The sequence below is a fragment of the Klebsiella sp. K5-45 genome (assembly GCF_030128605.1).
In the GTDB taxonomy this organism is placed as follows: Bacteria; Pseudomonadota; Gammaproteobacteria; order Enterobacterales; family Enterobacteriaceae; genus Klebsiella; species Klebsiella quasipneumoniae.
In genome coordinates, this window is the sequence record NZ_JAKUZW010000003.1 from 81,017 (window position 1) to 100,629 (window position 19,613).

Consider the following 19,613-nt stretch of genomic DNA (forward strand, 5'->3'; position numbering starts at 1 on the left):
AGCGTGCGATATCTGGTAACAATGTTGTTATCTCTGGCGGTGCTTGCCACCGCCGGCTGTGGCTGGCATCTGCGTAGCACTACCAAGGTGCCCACCACCATGAAAACCATGATTTTCCAGTCGAGCGATCCGAATGGCCCATTAAGCCGCGCGGTGCGCAATCAGCTGCGTCTTAACGGCGTGGAACTGATCGACGCCAGCACGCTGCGTAAAGATGTCCCTTCTCTGCGCCTCGATGGTTCGTCGATTCAGAAAGATACGGCCTCGGTGTTCCAGGACGGTCGTACGGCGGAATATCAGATGGTCATGACCGTCCATGCCAGCGTTCTGATCCCGGGTCACGATATCTATCCGATAACCACTAAGGTCTATCGTTCGTTCTTTGATAACCCGCAGGCGGCGTTAGCCAAAGACGCCGAGCAGGATATGATTATCCAGGAAATGTACGATAAAGCGGCGGAACAGCTGATTCGTAAACTACCAAGCGTTCAGGTAGCGGATGTTGAAGCCACCCAGCAGGAAGAAAAACCGGTCGCGGGCAACACCGCGCCGGCGTCCTCGGGTAACCGCGTCACCACCACGCTGGGTCAATGATGATTCGGTTGTACCCGGAACAGCTCCGCGCGCAGCTCACTGAAGGGCTGCGCGCGGCCTATCTGCTGCTTGGCAACGATCCTTTGTTATTGCAGGAAAGCCAGGACGCTATTCGCGAAGCCGCTGCCGCACAAGGCTTTACCGAACACCATACCTTTTCTATCGACAACAGCACCGACTGGCAGGCGCTTTTCGCCTTAAGCCAGGCGATGAGCCTGTTTGCCAGCCGGCAAACCCTGTTGCTAATCCTGCCAGAGAATGGCCCCAACGCGGCGATCAACGAACAGCTGGCGACGCTGGTCGGTCTGCTGCACGACGACCTGCTGCTGATAGTTCGCGGCAGTAAGTTGACCAAAGCCCAGGAGAATGCCGCGTGGCTCACCGCGCTGGCGCAGCGCGCCGTCCAGGTCAGCTGCCAGACGCCGGAATACGCGCAGCTGCCGCGCTGGCTTGCCGCCCGGGCCAAACAGCATCAGCTGCAGCTCGACGACGCGGCCAGCCAGCTGCTGTGCTACTGTTACGAAGGCAATCTGCTGGCGCTGGCGCAGGCGCTGGAGCGTCTGGCGCTACTCTGGCCGGACGGTAAGCTGACGCTGCCCCGCGTTGAGCAGGCGGTGAACGATGCCGCGCACTTTACCCCTTACCATTGGGTCGATGCCCTACTGGCAGGCAAAAGTAAGCGCGTGCTGCACGTCCTGCAGCAGCTCCGTCTTGAAGGCTGCGAGCCGGCGATCCTGCTGCGTACGCTACAGCGGGAGCTGCTGCTGCTGGTGACCCTCAAGCGCCAGTCGGCACAGACGCCGCTGCGTTCGCTGTTTGATAAACATCGGGTCTGGCAAAACCGCCGTCAGCTGCTCAGCGACGCCCTCGCCCGACTGAGCGGCGAACAGCTGCGCCAGGCGGTGACTCTTCTGACCCGTGCGGAACTGACCTTTAAACAGGATTACGGGTACGACGTCTGGCCCGAACTGGAAAGTCTTTCGTTGTTGCTCTGCCACAAAGCCCTGGCGGACGTTTTTATTGATGGTTGATATGACTCACTTACAGGCAATCTATGGCGGCACCTTCGATCCGGTGCATTATGGTCACCTCAAGCCGGTCGAGATCCTGGCGAATCAGATTGGCCTGAGCAAGGTCATCATCATGCCTAATAACGTCCCGCCGCACCGTCCACAACCGGAAGCCACAAGCGCCCAGCGCGTGCACATGCTGAAGCTGGCGATTGCCGATAAGCCGCTGTTCACGCTCGATGAACGCGAACTGCAGCGCGATACCCCCTCCTGGACGGCGCAAACGCTGCAGGAGTGGCGCCAGGAGCAGGGGCCGCACAAGCCGCTGGCGTTTATCATTGGCCAGGATTCGCTGCTCACCTTTCCCACCTGGCACCGCTATGAAACCATCCTCGACAATGTTCACCTGATTGTCTGCCGCCGGCCGGGTTACCCACTGACCATGGCCCATGAGGCCGATCAGCGCTGGCTGGATCGCCATTTAACCCACGATGTGGAATCTCTGCATCGCCGCCCTTCCGGCGTGATCTACCTGGCTGAGACACCGTGTTTCGATATTTCGGCGACGATCATTCGCCAGCGCCTCGAGCGCGGCGAGTCCTGCGCCGAGATGCTGCCGGCCGCGGTGCTGGACTACATCCGCGAGCAGGGTCTCTATTGCTGACCCCGCGCTGGGCCTGACGCGAAAAAAGCGCTATGGTAACGCCACCTCTCCATCGCCTGTCAGAGCCTGTTCATGAAATTATGGTTAGTTCGCCATGGCGAAACCGAAGCCAACGTTGCCGGATTATACAGCGGCCATGCCCCAACGCCCCTGACGCCGCGAGGCGTCGCTCAGGCGCGAGCGCTCGGCGAACGGCTGCGCGCGGTGCCTTTCGATAAAGTCTTCTGTAGCGAGCTGGCGCGGACCGGGACAACGGCCGATCTGCTGCTTGGCGATCGCGCTATCCCGCGCGAATGCCATGCCGCGCTCAATGAGATGTTTTTCGGCGACTGGGAGATGCGTCATCATCGCGACCTTCAACGAGAAGATGCGCAAAACTATGCCGCGTGGTGTGCTGACTGGCAGCACGCGGCCCCTACTAACGGCGAAAGCTTTCAGCGTTTTGCCCGCCGCGTCAGCGAGTTTATCCCCACGCTGACCGACTGCCGCCATCTTGACCATCTGCTGATCGTCGGCCATCAGGGCGTTCTGAGCCTGCTGACCGCCCTGCTGTTGCAGATGCCCGCCGCGGCGATGTGGCACTTTCCGATAGCCCATGGCGCCTGGAGCCTGCTCGAAATCCGCCACGATTTCACCACCCTGCGGGTATTAAATAGCCAGGCCGTCTGGCAGTCGGAAGAAGAATTCCCGCCGAACCATTGACAGGCCAGAGCAGGCTGCTATTCTCCGCTGCCAGGCAGCATCCGCCAAAGCCGCTTTGCAGAAAATTGTTTTACAAAAATGGCGATGCAATCCTCGGCGAGGGATGGGATGATACCCCGCCGCGAACGCCTGCCGACAGACATTTCACCCGACTTTTTCATCAGTTCAGGTATACTGTCAGGCTCTTTATGATTATCAATCTTCACGCACCCAGGGGGAACACTTGCAGGGTAAAGCACTCCAGGATTTTGTTATCGACAAAATTGATGACCTGAAAGGTCAGGACATCGTTGCCATTGATGTACATGGCAAATCCAGCATCACCGATTGCATGATTATCTGCACCGGCACCTCCACGCGTCATGTGATGTCCATCGCCGACCACGTGGTTCAGGAATCCCGCGCCGCCGGCATGCTGCCGCTGGGCGTTGAAGGGGAAGCCGCCGCCGACTGGATCGTCGTCGACCTCGGCGACGTGATGGTTCACGTCATGCAGGAAGAGAGCCGTCGTTTGTACGAGCTGGAAAAACTCTGGAGTTAATGCGTGAAGTTGCAGCTGGTGGCCGTTGGCACCAAAATGCCGGACTGGGTACAGACCGGCTTTAGCGAGTATCTGCGCCGTTTTCCCAAAGATATGCCGTTCGAACTGGTGGAGATCCCAGCCGGTAAGCGCGGCAAGAACGCTGATATCAAGCGCATCCTCGAAAAAGAGGGCGAGATGATGTTAGCCGCTGCCGGTAAAAACCGCATCGTGACCCTGGATATTCCGGGTAAACCATGGGATACGCCGCAGCTGGCGCGCGAACTGGAACGCTGGAAACAGGACGGGCGCGACGTCAGTTTGCTGGTCGGCGGCCCGGAAGGCCTCTCTCCAGCCTGTAAAGCAGCGGCGGAACAGAGTTGGTCGCTCTCCACCCTCACCTTACCTCACCCGCTGGTGCGCGTACTGGTGGCCGAGAGCCTGTATCGGGCGTGGAGCATTACCACCAACCATCCGTACCACCGTGAGTAATGATGATCAGGGTAGACTGAGCAGCGAATGAAATTACAGAATTCTTTCCGCGACTATACGGCTGAATCCTCGCTGTTCGTGCGCCGGGCGCTGGTCGCTTTTTTGGGGATTTTGCTGCTTACCGGCGTTCTGATCGCCAACCTGTACAATGTGCAAATCGTTCGCTTCGACGACTATCAGACGCGTTCGAACGAAAACCGCATCAAGCTGGTGCCGATCCCGCCGAGCCGCGGCATTATTTACGATCGTAACGGCACTCCGCTGGCGCTTAACCGCACCATTTATCAGCTGGAGATGATGCCGGAGAAAGTCGATAACGTGCAGCAAACGCTGGATGCGCTGCGCGACGTCGTCGATTTAACCGACGATGATATCGCCGGCTTCAAAAAGGAGCGCGCCCGCTCCCATCGCTTTACCTCGATTCCGGTAAAGGTCAACCTCAGCGAAGTGCAGGTGGCCCGCTTTGCCGTCAACCAGTACCGCTTTCCCGGCGTGGAAGTCAAAGGCTACAAGCGCCGTTACTATCCCTATAACTCGGCGCTGACGCACGTCATCGGCTACGTTTCGAAAATTAACGATAAAGACGTCGACCGCCTCGATAAAGAGGGCAAACTGGCCAACTACGCCTCGACCCACGACATCGGTAAGCTGGGTATTGAGCGTTATTACGAGGACGTCCTGCACGGTCAGACCGGCTACGAGGAGGTTGAAGTGAACAACCGCGGCCGCGTGATTCGTCAGCTCAAAGAGGTGCCGCCGCAGGCCGGACGCGACATCTACCTCACCCTTGACCTCAAGCTGCAGCAGTATATCGAAACGCTGCTGGCTGGTAGCCGCGCCGCAGTGGTGGTCACCGACCCGCGTACCGGCGCCATTCTGGCGCTGGTTTCGACGCCGAGCTACGACCCGAACCTGTTCGTCGACGGCATCTCCAGTAAAGATTACTCCGGCCTGCTCAACGATCCGAACACGCCGCTGGTCAACCGTGCGACGCAAGGGGTCTATCCGCCGGCATCGACGGTCAAACCGTACGTCGCCGTCTCGGCGCTGAGCGCCGGGGTGATCACCCGCAATACCAGCCTGTTTGACCCGGGCTGGTGGCAGCTGCCCGGCTCGGAAAAACGCTATCGTGACTGGAAAAAATGGGGCCACGGCCACCTGAACGTCACCAAAGCGCTTGAGGAGTCCGCGGATACCTATTTCTATCAGGTCGCCTATGACATGGGCATCGATCGCCTCGCGGAGTGGATGAGCAAGTTTGGCTACGGCCACTATACCGGTATCGACCTTGCCGAAGAGCGCTCGGGCAACATGCCGACCCGCGAATGGAAGCTCAAACGCTTTAAGAAACCCTGGTACCAGGGGGACACCATTCCGGTGGGCATCGGCCAGGGTTACTGGACTGCCACGCCGATCCAGATGAACAAAGCGCTGATGATCCTGATTAACGACGGGGTGGTGAAAGTGCCGCACCTGCTGCAAAGCACCGTGGAAGACGGCAAGCCCGTTCCGTGGGTCCAGCCTCATGAGCCGCCGGTAGGCGACATTCATTCCGGCTACTGGGAAATCGCCAAAGACGGCATGTTCGGCGTGGCCAACCGCGGCAACGGCACCGCGCACAAGTATTTCGCCAGCGCGCCGTATAAAATCGCGGCCAAGTCCGGTACCGCCCAGGTGTTTGGCCTGAAGGCCAACGAAACCTATAACGCGCACCGAATCTCTGAGCGTCTGCGTGACCATAAACTGATGACGGCGTTTGCGCCTTATAACAACCCGCAGGTTGCCGTGGCGATGATCCTGGAAAACGGCGGTGCCGGCCCGGCGGTCGGTACGATTATGCGCCAAATCCTCGATCACATCATGCTGGGCGATAACAACACCACGCTACCAAGCGAAAACCCGGCGGTGACCGCAGGGGAGGATCAATAATGACGGATAATCCGAACAAAAAATCGCTGTGGGATAAGATCCATCTTGACCCCACCATGGTGCTGATCCTGCTGGCGCTGCTGACCTACAGCGCACTGGTTATCTGGAGCGCCAGCGGTCAGGACGTCGGCATGATGGAGCGTAAAATCGGCCAGATCGCCATGGGCGTGGTGATCATGATCGTCATGGCGCAGATCCCGCCGCGGGTCTATGAAGGCTGGGCGCCCTATCTCTATATTTTCTGTATTATTCTGCTGGTGGCCGTCGACGCCTTCGGCGCCATCTCCAAAGGGGCGCAGCGCTGGCTGGATCTCGGTATCGTCCGCTTTCAGCCGTCGGAGATTGCAAAAATTGCCGTGCCGCTGATGGTGGCGCGCTTTATTAACCGCGACGTCTGCCCCCCTTCGCTGAAGAACACCGGTATTGCCCTGGTGCTGATCTTTCTGCCGACGCTGCTGGTAGCGGCGCAGCCTGACCTCGGGACCTCGATTCTGATCGCCCTCTCCGGTCTGTTTGTGCTGTTCCTCTCCGGCCTCAGCTGGCGACTGATCGGCATTGCGGTGGTGCTGGTCGCCGCCTTTATCCCGATTTTGTGGTTCTTCCTGATGCACGACTATCAGCGCCAGCGCGTGATGATGCTGCTCGATCCGGAAACCGACCCGCTGGGCGCGGGGTATCATATTATTCAGTCTAAAATTGCCATTGGCTCTGGCGGTCTGCGCGGCAAAGGCTGGCTGCACGGCACCCAGTCGCAGCTGGAGTTCCTGCCGGAACGCCATACCGACTTTATCTTCGCCGTTCTCGCCGAAGAGCTGGGCCTGATTGGCGTGCTGATCCTGCTGGCGCTCTATATTCTGCTGATCATGCGCGGACTGTGGATCGCCGCTCAGGCGCAGACCACCTTTGGCCGGGTCATGGCCGGTGGTTTAATGTTGATTTTATTCGTTTATGTCTTCGTAAATATTGGTATGGTGAGTGGTATTTTACCGGTGGTGGGCGTACCGTTGCCGCTGGTGAGCTACGGGGGCTCCGCCCTGATCGTATTGATGGCCGGGTTTGGTATCGTGATGTCGATCCATACCCACAGAAAAATGTTGTCGAAAAGCGTTTAAAGGGGTTCGCAATGCGTAAGCAATGGCTGGGGATCTGCATAGCAGCGGGGCTGCTGGCGGCATGTTCGAGTGATGACGTGCAACAAAAGACGGTCAGTACTCCACAGCCGGCCGTCTGTAATGGCCCGACGGTTGAGATCAGCGGCGCCGATCCGCAGTATGAAACGCCGAACGCGACGGCGAATCAGGATTATGAGCGCGACGGTAAGCGCTACAAAATCGTCCAGGATCCGGCAAACTTTACTCAGGCCGGTTTCGCGGCGATCTATGACGCGGAACCCAACAGCAACCTGACCGCCAGCGGTGAAACCTTCGACCCGACGCAGTTGACCGCGGCGCACCCGACGCTGCCGATCCCGAGCTATGCGCGGATCACCAACCTCGCCAACGGGCGCATGATCGTCGTGCGGATTAACGATCGCGGTCCCTACGGCAACGATCGGGTTATCTCGCTCTCTCGCGCGTCCGCCGACCGCCTGAACACCTCGAACAACACCAAAGTGCGTATCGACCCCATCATCGTCGCGCCTGACGGTTCGCTTTCCGGCCCGGGAATGGCTTGTACCACCGTCGCCAAACAGACTTACGCTCTGCCCGCCCGTCCGAATCTGGACGGCGGTGACGCTGCTGGCATGAACCAGCCTGCGCCCACTGACGTTCGCCCGATCAGCAACAGCACGCTGAAGCCGGAAGATAGCGTTGGCGCTCCGGTGAACAGCGGCGGTTTCCTCGGCGCCCCGACGCCGCTGAACAGCGGCGTGCTGGAGAGCAGCGAACCCGCGGCCGCCACCGTGACCGCACCTGCCGCCGGCGCCACGCCAGCAGCGCCGGTGACCGCCCCCGGCTCCATCCAGGGTAGCGTCGCGCCCGCAGCGGCCGCAGCCGCCGGCGCCGTTGCCGCTTCCTCTTCCGCCACCTCCAGCGCCAGCGGTAACTTTGTCGTCCAGGTGGGCGCAGTGAGCGACCAGGCGCGGGCGCAGCAGTATCAGCAGCGTCTGAGCCAGCAGTTCTCTGTGCCAGGCCGGGTCATGCAAAACGGCGCGGTGTGGCGTATTCAGCTGGGACCATTTGCCGACAAGGCGCAGGCCAGCGCCGTTCAGCAGCGCCTGCAAAGCGAAGCGCAGCTGCAGTCCTTTATTACTCGCGCCAACTAAAGGCCGCGGGCAGCCCGTTCACCTTGCGCATGTAAAAGTCATTAACAAACTCATGCGCAATGTCGGATGCTGGCCCGCAGAGCATTTGCTATAGTAAGGCACTTTTTTTAACTCCATCACGGATGCCGTTGTTCTGACCATGAAGACCTCTTTCACCGCTCGTTTACTCATCACGGCGCTCTCCGTTGCAGCGCTCTCCTCCGCTGCCCGCGCCGATGACCTGAATATCAAAACGATGATCCCAGGCGCCCCGCAGATTGACGCCGAATCCTGGATCCTTATCGATTACAATTCTGGCAAGGTGCTGGCTGAAAACAACGCCGACTCCCGCCGCGACCCGGCCAGTCTGACCAAAATGATGACCAGCTATGTTATTGGTCAGGCGATGAAAGCGGGCAAATTCAAAGAGTCCGATCTGGTCACCGTCGGCAACGACGCCTGGGCCACCGGCAACCCGGTATTCAAAGGCTCTTCCCTGATGTTCCTCAAACCGGGGATGCAGGTGCCGGTTTCCCAGCTGATCCGCGGTATCAACCTGCAGTCCGGTAACGATGCCTGCGTGGCGATGGCCGACTATGTCGCCGGCAGCCAGGATGCCTTCGTCAGCCTGATGAACAACTACGTCAACGCCCTCGGCCTGAAAAACACCCATTTCCAGACCGTTCACGGCCTCGACGCTGACGGCCAGTACAGCTCGGCGCGCGACATGGCGCTGATTGGCCAGGCGCTGATCCGCGATGTGCCGAACGAATACTCGATCTATCGTGAGAAAGAGTTCACTTTCAACGGCATCCGCCAGCTGAACCGTAATGGCCTGCTGTGGGATAACAGCCTGAACGTCGACGGCATCAAAACCGGCCACACCGACAAAGCAGGCTACAACCTCGTCGCTTCCGCCACCGAAGGCCAGATGCGTCTGATCTCGGCGGTAATGGGCGGCCGGACGTTCAAAGGGCGTGAGTCGGAAAGCAAAAAACTACTGACCTGGGGCTTCCGCTTCTTCGAAACCGTCAACCCGATTAAAGCCGGCAAAGAGTTTGCATCCGAACCAGCCTGGTTCGGCGACAGCGATCGCGCTTCGCTGGGGGTGGATAAAGACGTCTACCTGACCATCCCGCGCGGCCGGATGAAAGATCTGAAAGCCAGCTACGTGCTGAATAACACTGAGCTGCATGCCCCGCTGCAGAAAAACCAGGTCGTCGGCACCATTAACTTCCAGCTGGATGGTAAAACCATTGACCAGCGCCCGCTGGTGGTGCTGCAGGAAATTCCGGAAGGTAATTTCTTCGGTAAAATTATTGATTACATTAAATTAATGTTCCACCACTGGTTTGGTTAAAAATCGAACGCTTGAAAGTGTGATTTCCATCCCCATATACTATTCATCCAAGTAACCTGATAACTCCCGCCCTTGGTGGGAGTTATTATTTTGTCGTAACACCGGAGCTGACATGAAAACCAAACTTAACGAACTGCTTGAATTCCCTACGCCATTTACTTACAAAGTAATGGGGCAGGCGTTGCCTGAGCTGGTTGATCAGGTGGTGGAAGTGGTACAGCGCCATGCGCCAGGTGATTACTCGCCGTCAGTAAAACCGAGCAGCAAAGGTAACTACCACTCGGTCTCCATCACCATCAACGCCACCCACATTGAACAAGTGGAAACGCTGTACGAAGAGTTAGGCAATATCGATATCGTTCGGATGGTGCTGTAACCCTTTCCCTGACCCGGCCGCCGTGCCGGGTCTTCTCATTCCCTTTCACACGGCTGTGATATACTCCCCGACCTGAATTCTCTCTTCCCGGCGGAGATGTTGTTTTGCAGCACAATAAAATTCTAATCCGGCAGCTTGGCCTGCAACCTTACGAACCCGTCTCGCAGGCGATGCATGAATTTACCGACGCCCGTGATGAAGATACCCTCGATGAGATCTGGCTGGTAGAACATCACCCGGTCTTTACCCAGGGTCAGGCCGGCAAAGCGGAACACCTGCTGGTGCCCGGTGATATTCCGGTGATCCAAAGCGATCGCGGCGGCCAGGTAACCTATCACGGCCCGGGACAGCAGGTAATGTACGTCCTGTTGAACCTCAAGCGCCGCAAGCTGGGGGTGCGTGAACTGGTGACGCTGCTGGAGCAAACGGTCGTCAATACCCTTACCGAATATGGGATTGAGTCGCACCCCCGCGCCGATGCCCCTGGCGTCTACGTCGGCGATCGCAAAATCTGCTCTCTGGGATTGCGGATCCGTAAAGGCTGCTCTTTCCACGGCCTGGCGCTCAATATCGCGATGGATCTGACGCCGTTTCTGCGTATCAACCCCTGCGGCTATGCCGGTATGGAGATGACGCAAATGCGTCAGTGGCTACCGGAAGCCACCCCGGAGACTGTCGCTCCGCGGCTGGTCGCCAATCTGCTGGCGCTGTTGAACCATCCCCCGCACGAATACCTGCCTCAGGGTTAAGCGGCAGATCAGCGCCCCGCTGACGGCGGGGGGCTGAACAAGTAACACATTATTTTTGCAATCAATTGTCACGCACGGCAACGCCGCGGGCCGCTATACTTGGCCTATCATTCCCAACCGGACTCATCGCGTGCCAGAGAATACGCCGCCGTCAGAATCTCCTGACAGACAGGACGAACGTTACGACCGTCAGATGTTTCGCATCCTGCGTAATATTGACCTCAATCTGTTGACCATCTTCGAAGCCGTGTATGTACACAAAGGTATCGTCAATGCCGCGAAGATACTCAATATCACGCCGTCGGCCATTAGCCAGTCAATTAACAAACTGCGGGCGCTGTTCCCCGATCCGCTGTTTATCCGCAAAGGCCAGGGCGTGACGCCCACCGCCTATGCCACCCACCTTCACCAGTACATCAGCCGCGGTATGGAGGCTTTCCTTAGCGCGCTGGATATCACCGGCAGCCCGGACCAGCAGCGGGTGATCACTATCGCCACTACGCCAGCCATGGGGGCGCTGCTGATGCCTTGCCTGGCCAGCGCGCTGAAGCCGGCCTTTCCGCAGATACTGCTGCACAACATCGCCCTTACCGACGCCGCGCGGCAGCTCGACCAGCGCCAGGTGGATCTGTTAATCGACACCCATCTGCACAGCGGTCAGGCGCTAAGCCATCACGTGCTGTATCAGGATCGGGTGCAGATGTACTGCCGCGCTGGGCATCCTGCGCTGGACGGTCCACAAGATGAATCCGCCCTCGCGCAATACGAGTTTGCGCTGCTGCTGCCTGAAGGCCAGCGCTACCCTACGCTGCATCGTCGACTGCAGGAGGAGATGGGCGAGCGCCGCTGCGGTTTCAGCACCTTCAACCTGCTGACCCAGGCGGCAATGATCGCCGAGAGCGATATGCTGGGGCTAACCACCGAGCGCCTGTTCGCCATGGTATCCCGTCTCTGGCCGCTGCAAACCCTGGATGTTCCCTCCCTGCGGGAAGAACAGATTGATGTTGCGCTGCACTTCAATAAGCAGAGCGGGAAAGAGCCATTGCTGAAAGAGATCATTGAGACCGTGATCCAAGCGTTTAAGGCGTAGCGCACGGAAGGGAAAAGGATAAAACAACAACTATTTTACAATTTGCCGGGCAGGCAGGCTGCTTTCTGCCCCTTTTCAATGGTATACTGCCTGCTCTTGATTCAAAAATAGTTGATAATTGCAACATTTCATTGAATTAATTCGCTTTCCTTCGTGACTCGCAACTGGAACACGCACGCTATGAGTAAACCCATTGTGATGGAACGCGGTGTTAAGTACCGCGACGCCGATAAAATGGCCCTTATCCCGGTGAAGAACGTGGCAACTGAGCGTGAAGCTCTGCTCAGAAAACCGGAATGGATGAAAATCAAACTTCCGGCAGACTCGTCCCGTATCCAGGGAATCAAAGCAGCGATGCGTAAGAACGGCCTGCACTCCGTATGCGAAGAGGCCTCCTGCCCGAACCTTGCAGAATGCTTCAACCACGGTACCGCGACCTTTATGATCCTCGGCGCGATCTGTACCCGCCGTTGCCCATTCTGCGACGTCGCGCATGGCCGCCCGGTCGCGCCAGATGCGAACGAGCCACAGAAGCTGGCGCAAACTATCGCCGATATGGGGCTGCGCTACGTGGTGGTCACCTCGGTGGACCGTGACGACCTGCGCGATGGCGGCGCACAGCATTTTGCCGACTGCATCAGCGCCATTCGCGAGAAAAACCCGACGATTAAAATCGAAACGCTGGTCCCGGATTTCCGCGGCCGCATGGATCGCGCCCTGGAGATTCTGACGGTGACCCCGCCGGACGTCTTCAACCACAACCTCGAAAACGTACCGCGCCTCTATCGTCAGGTGCGTCCGGGCGCGGATTACAACTGGTCGCTGAAGCTGCTGGAGCGTTTTAAAGAAGCGCACCCGGAGATCCCGACAAAATCCGGCCTGATGGTGGGCTTGGGCGAAACCAACGACGAGATCATCGAAGTTATGCGCGACCTGCGCCGTCATGGCGTCACCATGCTGACGTTAGGCCAGTATCTGCAGCCGAGCCGTCACCACCTGCCAGTGCAGCGTTACGTTAGCCCGGAAGAGTTTGAAGAGATGAAAGCAGAAGCCATGGCGATGGGCTTCACCCACGCCGCCTGCGGCCCCTTCGTTCGCTCTTCCTATCATGCCGACCTGCAGGCTAAAGGGATGGAAGTTAAATAACCTGCCGCTTCTCCCGCTGCGTCACTTCCCGGCGCAGCGGCGCTCTCCGCTTCATCCGCTTCGCCTTCCCGTAACAATTAGTTGCATCTTTCCTGCGCGGCGTCGATAAAAACGACAAAGGCCGCAACGTAAACGTCGCGGCCTCTTCGCCGAACCTTCCGCATCCCGCCAGGGGACGCAGCCGGAGAATTACTCTTTATGAGAGAGCTTCTGCGCCGGTACTTCGTCTTCAGCGGTGGTTTTCTTCGCGCTATCATCATCTTCGTTCATGGCCTTTTTAAAGCCCTTGATAGCCGAACCCAGGTCGCCGCCCAGCGTACGTAATTTCTTGGTACCAAACACTAAGATAATCAGTGCTGCGACTACCAGCAGTTTGGTAATACTAATCTCACCCATAGCTAACCTTCTTCTCTATACAAGCTGCGAATACGCCATCATACACGTATTTATCCGTCATATTGTAATCCACCTGTGCGCGGGCCGCGTGATTCAGCCCGAGGCCTCCCCTCCGGGAGTGAGCGCTGGGGTGTCCGTCCTGACGTGCACAGCGAATTATTGGGATAAACAATACGGGTATTTGGCGCGCGGACACAATAGCAATCTGTAACAAGGTGAATCAAGCCTTGTTTAAAAAAACGTCACAATAATTGCGGTGGCGCAAACCGTCGGTTCTGCAGCACCGGCAAACGCTCGCGAACCCGCGTAAGGTAGTCTGCGGAAATATCGGCATAGATCAGCTGCGGCTCGCTCCCCGCGCCCGCCACGGTGGTCCCCAGCGGATCGATGATGCGGCTCTGCCCGATGTTACGCGTCCCGCATTCGCCTGCCGCCACGACGTAGCAGGTCGTGTCCAGCGCGCGCGCCGCCAGCAGCGTCGCCCAGTGATGCTCTTTTTGCGGCCCTTTCACCCATGCGGTGGGCAGCACCAGCAGCTGCGCACCGTTCAGCGCCAGCGACAACGCCAGTTCCGGAAAACGCAGATCGTAACAGGTCATCAGGCCAACGCGAAATCCCGCCACGTCAATCACCGGGGGAATTTGCCGGCCGGGATCCACCCGCCGGGACTCCTGCATTGCGAAGGCGTCGTATAAATGAAGTTTGTGATAATGGGCAATGATTTTCCCTTCACGCAATACCACCAGCGTGTTGGTTGCTCTTCCCTCCCCCGAGGGCACATGCAGCGTCAGGATCGTCGTCAGGCCGTTACGCGCGCTCTCGGCCAGCAGCAGCTGCAAAAACGCCCCATCCAGCGTTTGGGCCGATTTCACCGACAGATCCGGGTCGTTGTCATCACGTGCCAGCAACGCCTCCGGCAGCACCAGCAGCGCCGCCCCTTCACGCGCCGCCTGCTGCATCATCGCCACACAAGTGTGCGCATTCGTCTGCCATACTGGCGTGACGATAAACTGCCCTGCCGCTACCCGCATGTTTTTCTCCCGTCAGGTTATGAATAGCCAATTGCGCCCGTTGCGCGCTACACTTGACACTCTCTTACATCAAATAGCAGGAAACGACCGTGTTTCAACTTCTTTGCGCCGTTTTTATTGGCGGCGGCACCGGCAGCGTTTTGCGCTGGTGGCTCGGCATGAAGCTCAATCCTGTGCACCATGCTATCCCTATTGGAACGCTGACCGCCAACCTGTTAGGCGCCTTTGTGATCGGCGCCGGGCTGGCGTGGTTTAATCGACTGACCGGCATTGACCCGATGTGGAAGCTACTGATCACCACAGGTTTCTGCGGCGGGTTGACCACCTTTTCCACCTTCTCTGCGGAAGTGGTGTTTCTTCTGCAGCAGGGGCGAGTGAGCTGGGCGCTCCTCAACGTTGCGGTGAACTTGCTGGGTTCGTTTGCCATGACGGCTGTCGCCTTCTGGCTCTTCTCGCAGGCCGCCAGCCGCTAAAGGCGTAATCAACAGGCAAAAAAAAACCCGCTGTTTAGCGGGTTTTTATATTCTACTGACGCGTTGCTTACAGAGCGATTACGTTTGCAGCAGAAGGGCCTTTGGCACCGTTAGTGATTTCGAACTCTACGCGCTGACCTTCAGCCAGAGTTTTGAAACCGTTGGACTGGATTGCAGAGAAGTGTACGAATACATCTTTGCTGCCATCTTCCGGAGTAATGAAACCGAATCCTTTGGACTCATTAAACCACTTAACGTTACCTTTAATCTTAGACATCAAAATTACCTTTATATGAAAAATCGACACTAATGCTGTGTCGGGTATCAGTACACCAATTGTGGTACCTTTTGTCCAGTGCAACTTTGCTAAAAAGTGATAAAAGTCGCTATCTTTTTTAGTGGGTAACGCTTTAGTCCTTGTTTTTCCACAAGACGCGTCACTTATCTCATTTATTGCTAAGACTTAGCGAATTAAAACTGTATGCGAGCCCAGGCGAAGTAAACGTTACCGTTATTGTAGGTGCCGGGAATGTAGGTCATCTGGAACGTTGCCGGACCGTAACCTATTGACGCTAATGGCAAGATCACCGGAATCGGAATGTAGTTCCAGTTATCGCGCGCCGTCACCCCAAGGGTATAGCCGAGACCGAGGCGGAAGTTCTGATCCGTCAGCGGGCGCCAGGTTTTCTCCCAGCCGTAGCCGCCAATGGGCTCCCACTTATTGAAAGAGTCTTTAAACGCCATCAGGTACAGGCCGTGCCAGTTCCCTTTCTCATCCCAGCGGGAGACGCCGAAACCGGCCCCCCACGGACGTTCGTTATACTTATCCGTCTTTTCCTTATCGTAGGCAAAGCGCGCGTGCCAGGTGATGGCTGGAACGTACAGATCATAGTGCTCTGGCTCATTCCAGGTCTGCGCAACGTTATTACTTAAGGTATGGTAACCTTCGCTAAGGGTCGATGAAAACGACGCGCTGGCGTTTCCGGACACCAATAACCATCCTAAAAAACCAAGAGAAAACAATGAAAAACGACGTAACATCAACACTTTTCTATTACCACTTTCATTTAAAAGCCACCTAAAATAGCAAAGATAGTCTCAATACAGGTTGAACGAAATAAGGCAAACTCCTGATTTTCTCCCGCTGACCATCAGAACCACTTAACTATCCATCTGGTGATTATATCCAGGCGTAACGGGGACGCGTAGTTCTTGTCGCTTTATTGATTTGCATCAGCGAGTTTCGTCCGTTTTTTCGGCACATTCGCACATTAAAATTTGGTGTGACGCTTTTTCACTACATATTCTTTGGGCTTAGGGGTAATAAATGCTGACGTTTATTGAGATCCTGATCGGGATCGTGGTCATTGTGGGCGTCGCCCGCTATATCATCAAAGGCTACTCGGCCACCGGGGTGCTGTTCGTCGGGGGCTTAATCTTATTGATCGTCAGCGCCCTGCTGGGACATAAAGTCTTACCAGGCAATACCGCGGGCACCGGTTACTCCGCCACTGACATTATTGAATACATTAAGATTCTCCTCATGAGCCGTGGCGGCGATCTGGGTATGATGATCATGATGCTGTGCGGCTTCGCCACTTATATGACTCATATTGGCGCCAATGATATGGTGGTGAAATTAGCCTCAAAGCCATTGCGCTATATCAATTCGCCCTATCTGCTGATGATTGCCGCCTACTTTGTCGCCTGCCTGATGTCACTGGCCGTCTCCTCCGCGACCGGCCTCGGCGTGCTGCTGATGGCGACCCTGTTCCCGGTGATGGTAAACGTCGGTATCAGCCGCGGGGCGGCGGCGGCCATCTGCGCCTCGCCGGCGGCGATTATCCTTTCGCCCACCTCGGGCGACGTCGTGCTGGCGGCCAAAGCGGCCGAAATGCCGCTGATCGACTTTGCCTTTAAGACCACGCTGCCGATCTCCATCGCCGCTATCATCTGCATGGCGATCGCCCACTTCTTCTGGCAGCGCTACCTGGATAAAAAAGAGAACATTTCCCACGAAATGCTCGACGTCAACGAGATCACCACCAACGCTCCGGCGCTGTACGCCATCCTGCCGTTTACGCCTATTATTGGCGTGCTGATCTTCGATGGCAAATGGGGACCGGAACTGCACATTATTACCATCCTCGTCGGCTGCATGCTGCTGGCGGCGATCCTCGAATTCCTGCGCGGGTTCAACACCAAAAACGTCTTCAGCGGACTGGAAGTCGCCTACCGCGGGATGGCTGACGCCTTCGCCGGCGTGGTGATGCTGCTGGTCGCCGCCGGCGTTTTTGCTCAGGGATTAAGCACCATCGGCTTCATCAATGGTCTGATCTCCATCGCTACCTCCTTCGGCTCGGCCAGTATTATTCTGATGCTGGTGCTGGTGATCCTGACCATGCTGGCGGCGATGACCACCGGCTCCGGCAATGCCCCGTTCTACGCCTTTGTCGAGATGATCCCCAAGCTGGCGCACTCCTCCGGCATCAATCCGGCCTATCTGTCGATCCCGATGCTGCAGGCCTCGAACCTTGGCCGCACAATATCGCCAGTCTCTGGCGTGGTGGTGGCCGTCGCCGGGATGGCGAAGATTTCCCCGTTCGAAGTGGTCAAACGCACCTCGGTGCCGGTGATGGTTGGCCTGCTGGTGGTGATCGTCGCGACCGAGATCCTCGTCCCCGGCAGCGCGGTCCACTAATGGTCTAACCACGTGAAAAGGCGCCAGCAGGCGCCTTTTTTATGCTTTAATAACCCCCCGTTATCTTTTGCCATCCACAATCAGGAATAAACATGTTCAGGAAGGAATTCGCCGCGCTTGCCCTTGTGCTTACCGCCACTCAGACCGGCGCTGAACCGCTCACCGCGACGCGATACGCTGATTTTGACCGCTATGTCCTGGCCCTCTCCTGGCAAACCGGATTCTGTCAGAGCATGTATGACCGTAACCGCAACGAACCGGAAGAGTGTCGCCTGCAGCAGGAAACCGCGAATAAAGCCGATTTTCTGACCGTGCATGGCCTGTGGCCCGGGCTGCCAAAGTCCATTGCCGCGCGCGGAGTGGATGAACGACGCTGGATGCGCTACGGCTGCGCCACGCGCCCGGTGCCCGACATGCCGGAGGTGAAAGCGAACCGCAAATGTCAGGCGGCGGAGACCGGGTTGTCGCTGGAGATGGCCAACAAACTGAATAGCGTGATGCCGGGCGCGGGCGGCACCTCCTGCCTCGAACGTTACGAATACGCCAAACATGGCGTCTGCTTCGGCTTCGATCCCGACAGCTATTTTGGCGCCATGGTGCGCCTGAATGGAGAAATTAAGCGCAGCCCGGTGGGCGATTTCATTGCCAAACACTATGGCCAAACCGTTAGCCGCGCCGACTTCGATGCCGCTGTGGCCCGCGCCTGGGGTCCGCAGAGCGTGAAGGCGTTTAAATTAACCTGTAACGGTAATCCGGCCTATTTGACCGAGATGCAAATCTCGCTCAACGCCGCGACCATCAATGCCCCGCTGGCCACTTCCGCCTTTTTGCCTCAGCCTCACCCAGGTAACTGCGGCGCGCAGTTTATCCTCGATAAGGTTGGCCACTAGCGCGACGCGGCGTGCTGACCAGAAAACGTCGTTCGCCGGGGGTCGTTGCGCGCTGATTGTGCGTTTCATCACTTCAAACTGCCGGCAACTCTCAGTATGATGGGAGAACCTTAACCCTTGCCTTTTTCGGCGAGGGTTTTCTTTTACGGACAGGTTCCTGGATAACATGGAGTATGCAATGACCAGACCCGCAATCATCATTAACGAACTGGATGCCGAACGTATCGACAGGCTGCTGGAGCAGCCAGCTTTCGCCAGCTCGCCGGTTGCCGATGCCCTGAACGACGAGCTCGACCGCGCGCAAATGCTGGCGCCGGAAGCGATGCCGCACGATGTCGTCACCATGAACAGTACGGTTAAATTCCGAGATTTAACCAGCGGCGAAGAGCGCGTGCGGACGCTGGTGTTTCCGTCGCAGGTGACCGACAGCGCCAGCCAGCTCTCGGTCCTCGCGCCGGTGGGCGCCGCTCTGCTCGGCCTCAAGGTCGGCAGCACCATTCACTGGGAGCTGCCGGGCGGGGCGTCAACGCACCTGGAAGTGCTGGCGCTGCTGTACCAGCCGGAAGCCGCTGGCGAATTCCACCGCTAATGTCCGCTGCCTGAGGCGTATCGCGCTTTATTCAGAGGATGTCCACACATCCTCTTTCTGCTGTCTTGCCCCCCGCTAACCTTTTTTTACGCTTTGCGCCTGCCTGACTGACAGTTTTGCGACCTGAATGACACAATATCCGCATATAATATGTTGATATAGACGCAAACGAACAAGGAGGATTGCATATGTATAAGACTATCATTATGCCGGTTGATGTCTTTGAGATGGCGCTGAGCGATAAAGCCGTCCGGCACGCGGAGTTTCTGGCCCAGCAGGACGGGGTAATCCATCTGCTCCACGTATTACCCGGTTCAGCGAGCTTCACCATGAGCCGGTTTACCGCCGACCTGCGGCGTTTTGAGGAGCATCTGCAGCATGAGGCGGAAACCCGCCTGCAGACCATGGTCAGCCATTTCAGCATTGACCCCTCACGTATCAAGCTGCATGTGCGTTTCGGCAGCGTGCGCGACATGGTCAACGAACTGGCCAGTGAAATAAACGCCGACGTGGTGGTGATTGGCTCACGCAATCCCTCCATCAGTACCCACCTGCTGGGATCCAACGCCTCGAGCGTCATCCGTCATGCCCATATCCCGGTGATGGTCGTCAGGTAAGGGTGAGGAAAAAGAGCATAAAAAAAGAGGCTACCCCAG

At 57.4% G+C, this 19,613-nt stretch carries 23 protein-coding genes; 19 read left to right on the forward strand and 4 right to left on the reverse strand.

Annotation, left to right across the window (positions count from 1 at the left end; genetic code table 11):
* Nucleotides 1–3: 3 nt before the first annotated feature.
* The 14 genes from lptE to lipA all read left to right on the forward strand — a co-directional run bounded on the left by lptE (nucleotide 4) and on the right by lipA (nucleotide 12,877).
* Nucleotides 4–594 (forward strand): LPS assembly lipoprotein LptE, encoded by a 591-nt coding sequence (gene lptE, locus MKS11_RS07100; protein ID WP_284109457.1) that lies wholly within the window; start codon nucleotides 4–6, stop codon nucleotides 592–594.
* Complete coding sequence (gene holA / locus MKS11_RS07105) at nucleotides 594–1,625, forward strand: DNA polymerase III subunit delta (RefSeq protein WP_004885888.1); 1,032 nt, start codon at nucleotides 594–596, stop codon at nucleotides 1,623–1,625. Before lptE ends, holA begins: the two co-directional genes overlap by 1 nt.
* Nucleotides 1,618–2,268, forward strand: coding sequence for a nicotinate-nucleotide adenylyltransferase (gene nadD, locus MKS11_RS07110; RefSeq protein ID WP_165474094.1), 651 nt, complete (start codon nucleotides 1,618–1,620; stop codon nucleotides 2,266–2,268). Before holA ends, nadD begins: the two co-directional genes overlap by 8 nt.
* Before the next feature lie 72 nt (nucleotides 2,269–2,340).
* Nucleotides 2,341–2,970, forward strand: a complete 630-nt coding sequence (locus MKS11_RS07115) for an adenosylcobalamin/alpha-ribazole phosphatase (protein ID WP_004885883.1) — start codon at nucleotides 2,341–2,343, stop codon at nucleotides 2,968–2,970.
* A 223-nt stretch (nucleotides 2,971–3,193) separates the two neighbouring features.
* Entirely contained in the window at nucleotides 3,194–3,511 is a 318-nt protein-coding gene (gene rsfS / locus MKS11_RS07120) for a ribosome silencing factor (protein ID WP_002894623.1), read from the forward strand.
* Nucleotides 3,512–3,514: 3 nt separating this feature from the next.
* Complete coding sequence (gene rlmH / locus MKS11_RS07125) at nucleotides 3,515–3,982, forward strand: 23S rRNA (pseudouridine(1915)-N(3))-methyltransferase RlmH (protein ID WP_002894620.1); 468 nt, start codon at nucleotides 3,515–3,517, stop codon at nucleotides 3,980–3,982.
* A gap of 27 nt (nucleotides 3,983–4,009) precedes the next feature.
* On the forward strand, nucleotides 4,010–5,911 hold the full coding sequence (gene mrdA, locus MKS11_RS07130) for a peptidoglycan DD-transpeptidase MrdA (RefSeq protein ID WP_004885880.1): 1,902 nt from the start codon (nucleotides 4,010–4,012) through the stop codon (nucleotides 5,909–5,911).
* The gene (gene mrdB / locus MKS11_RS07135; protein ID WP_004885876.1) at nucleotides 5,911–7,023 is read left to right on the forward strand and encodes a peptidoglycan glycosyltransferase MrdB; all 1,113 of its coding nucleotides are present in this window, start codon (nucleotides 5,911–5,913) and stop codon (nucleotides 7,021–7,023) included. Before mrdA ends, mrdB begins: the two co-directional genes overlap by 1 nt.
* 11 nt (nucleotides 7,024–7,034) lie before the next feature.
* Nucleotides 7,035–8,177 (forward strand): endolytic peptidoglycan transglycosylase RlpA, encoded by a 1,143-nt coding sequence (rlpA, locus tag MKS11_RS07140; protein ID WP_043521635.1) that lies wholly within the window; start codon nucleotides 7,035–7,037, stop codon nucleotides 8,175–8,177.
* Nucleotides 8,178–8,316: 139 nt separating this feature from the next.
* The gene (gene dacA / locus MKS11_RS07145) at nucleotides 8,317–9,516 is read left to right on the forward strand and encodes a D-alanyl-D-alanine carboxypeptidase DacA (RefSeq protein WP_002894539.1); all 1,200 of its coding nucleotides are present in this window, start codon (nucleotides 8,317–8,319) and stop codon (nucleotides 9,514–9,516) included.
* Between the two features lie 112 nt (nucleotides 9,517–9,628).
* Entirely contained in the window at nucleotides 9,629–9,892 is a 264-nt protein-coding gene (ybeD, locus tag MKS11_RS07150; protein WP_002894474.1) for a DUF493 family protein YbeD, read from the forward strand.
* A gap of 104 nt (nucleotides 9,893–9,996) precedes the next feature.
* Nucleotides 9,997–10,641, forward strand: coding sequence for a lipoyl(octanoyl) transferase LipB (gene lipB / locus MKS11_RS07155; RefSeq protein ID WP_004885871.1), 645 nt, complete (start codon nucleotides 9,997–9,999; stop codon nucleotides 10,639–10,641).
* 130 nt (nucleotides 10,642–10,771) lie between these two features.
* Nucleotides 10,772–11,731: a YbeF family transcriptional regulator gene (locus MKS11_RS07160; RefSeq protein ID WP_017899088.1), complete on the forward strand. Its 960-nt coding sequence runs from the start codon at nucleotides 10,772–10,774 to the stop codon at nucleotides 11,729–11,731.
* A gap of 180 nt (nucleotides 11,732–11,911) precedes the next feature.
* Complete coding sequence (gene lipA, locus MKS11_RS07165) at nucleotides 11,912–12,877, forward strand: lipoyl synthase (RefSeq protein ID WP_004885864.1); 966 nt, start codon at nucleotides 11,912–11,914, stop codon at nucleotides 12,875–12,877.
* Nucleotides 12,878–13,066: 189 nt separating this feature from the next.
* On the opposite strand, the gene tatE is transcribed toward lipA, so the two are convergent.
* Together tatE and MKS11_RS07175 are read right to left on the reverse strand one after the other, a co-directional pair.
* Nucleotides 13,067–13,273: a twin-arginine translocase subunit TatE gene (gene tatE / locus MKS11_RS07170; protein WP_004885862.1), complete on the reverse strand. Its 207-nt coding sequence runs from the start codon at nucleotides 13,271–13,273 to the stop codon at nucleotides 13,067–13,069.
* Nucleotides 13,274–13,515: 242 nt separating this feature from the next.
* The gene (locus MKS11_RS07175; protein WP_043521639.1) at nucleotides 13,516–14,304 is read right to left on the reverse strand and encodes a deaminated glutathione amidase; all 789 of its coding nucleotides are present in this window, start codon (nucleotides 14,302–14,304) and stop codon (nucleotides 13,516–13,518) included.
* Nucleotides 14,305–14,393: 89 nt separating this feature from the next.
* Between MKS11_RS07175 and crcB the strand changes: the two genes are divergently transcribed.
* The gene (crcB, locus tag MKS11_RS07180) at nucleotides 14,394–14,777 is read left to right on the forward strand and encodes a fluoride efflux transporter CrcB (protein ID WP_002894459.1); all 384 of its coding nucleotides are present in this window, start codon (nucleotides 14,394–14,396) and stop codon (nucleotides 14,775–14,777) included.
* A 67-nt stretch (nucleotides 14,778–14,844) separates the two neighbouring features.
* Here crcB and cspE read toward each other — a convergent pair whose 3' ends face one another.
* Nucleotides 14,845–15,054: a transcription antiterminator/RNA stability regulator CspE gene (gene cspE, locus MKS11_RS07185; protein WP_002439184.1), complete on the reverse strand. Its 210-nt coding sequence runs from the start codon at nucleotides 15,052–15,054 to the stop codon at nucleotides 14,845–14,847.
* A 194-nt stretch (nucleotides 15,055–15,248) separates the two neighbouring features.
* Nucleotides 15,249–15,767 carry a lipid IV(A) palmitoyltransferase PagP gene (gene pagP / locus MKS11_RS07190; RefSeq protein ID WP_004885852.1) on the reverse strand — a complete coding sequence of 173 codons (519 nt, stop codon included), beginning with the start codon at nucleotides 15,765–15,767 and terminating at the stop codon, nucleotides 15,249–15,251.
* Nucleotides 15,768–16,104: 337 nt separating this feature from the next.
* Between pagP and dcuC the strand changes: the two genes are divergently transcribed.
* The 4 genes from dcuC (at nucleotide 16,105) to uspG (ending at nucleotide 19,574) form a co-directional block, all read left to right on the forward strand.
* A complete protein-coding gene (gene dcuC / locus MKS11_RS07195) occupies nucleotides 16,105–17,478 on the forward strand; it encodes an anaerobic C4-dicarboxylate transporter DcuC (RefSeq protein WP_023319964.1) in 1,374 nt (457 codons plus the stop codon).
* Between the two features lie 92 nt (nucleotides 17,479–17,570).
* The gene (gene rna, locus MKS11_RS07200) at nucleotides 17,571–18,368 is read left to right on the forward strand and encodes a ribonuclease I (RefSeq protein WP_284109458.1); all 798 of its coding nucleotides are present in this window, start codon (nucleotides 17,571–17,573) and stop codon (nucleotides 18,366–18,368) included.
* 178 nt (nucleotides 18,369–18,546) lie between these two features.
* On the forward strand, nucleotides 18,547–18,957 hold the full coding sequence (gene rnk, locus MKS11_RS07205) for a nucleoside diphosphate kinase regulator (RefSeq protein ID WP_004885849.1): 411 nt from the start codon (nucleotides 18,547–18,549) through the stop codon (nucleotides 18,955–18,957).
* Between the two features lie 188 nt (nucleotides 18,958–19,145).
* Complete coding sequence (uspG, locus tag MKS11_RS07210) at nucleotides 19,146–19,574, forward strand: universal stress protein UspG (protein ID WP_002894401.1); 429 nt, start codon at nucleotides 19,146–19,148, stop codon at nucleotides 19,572–19,574.
* Nucleotides 19,575–19,613: the final 39 nt, after the last annotated feature.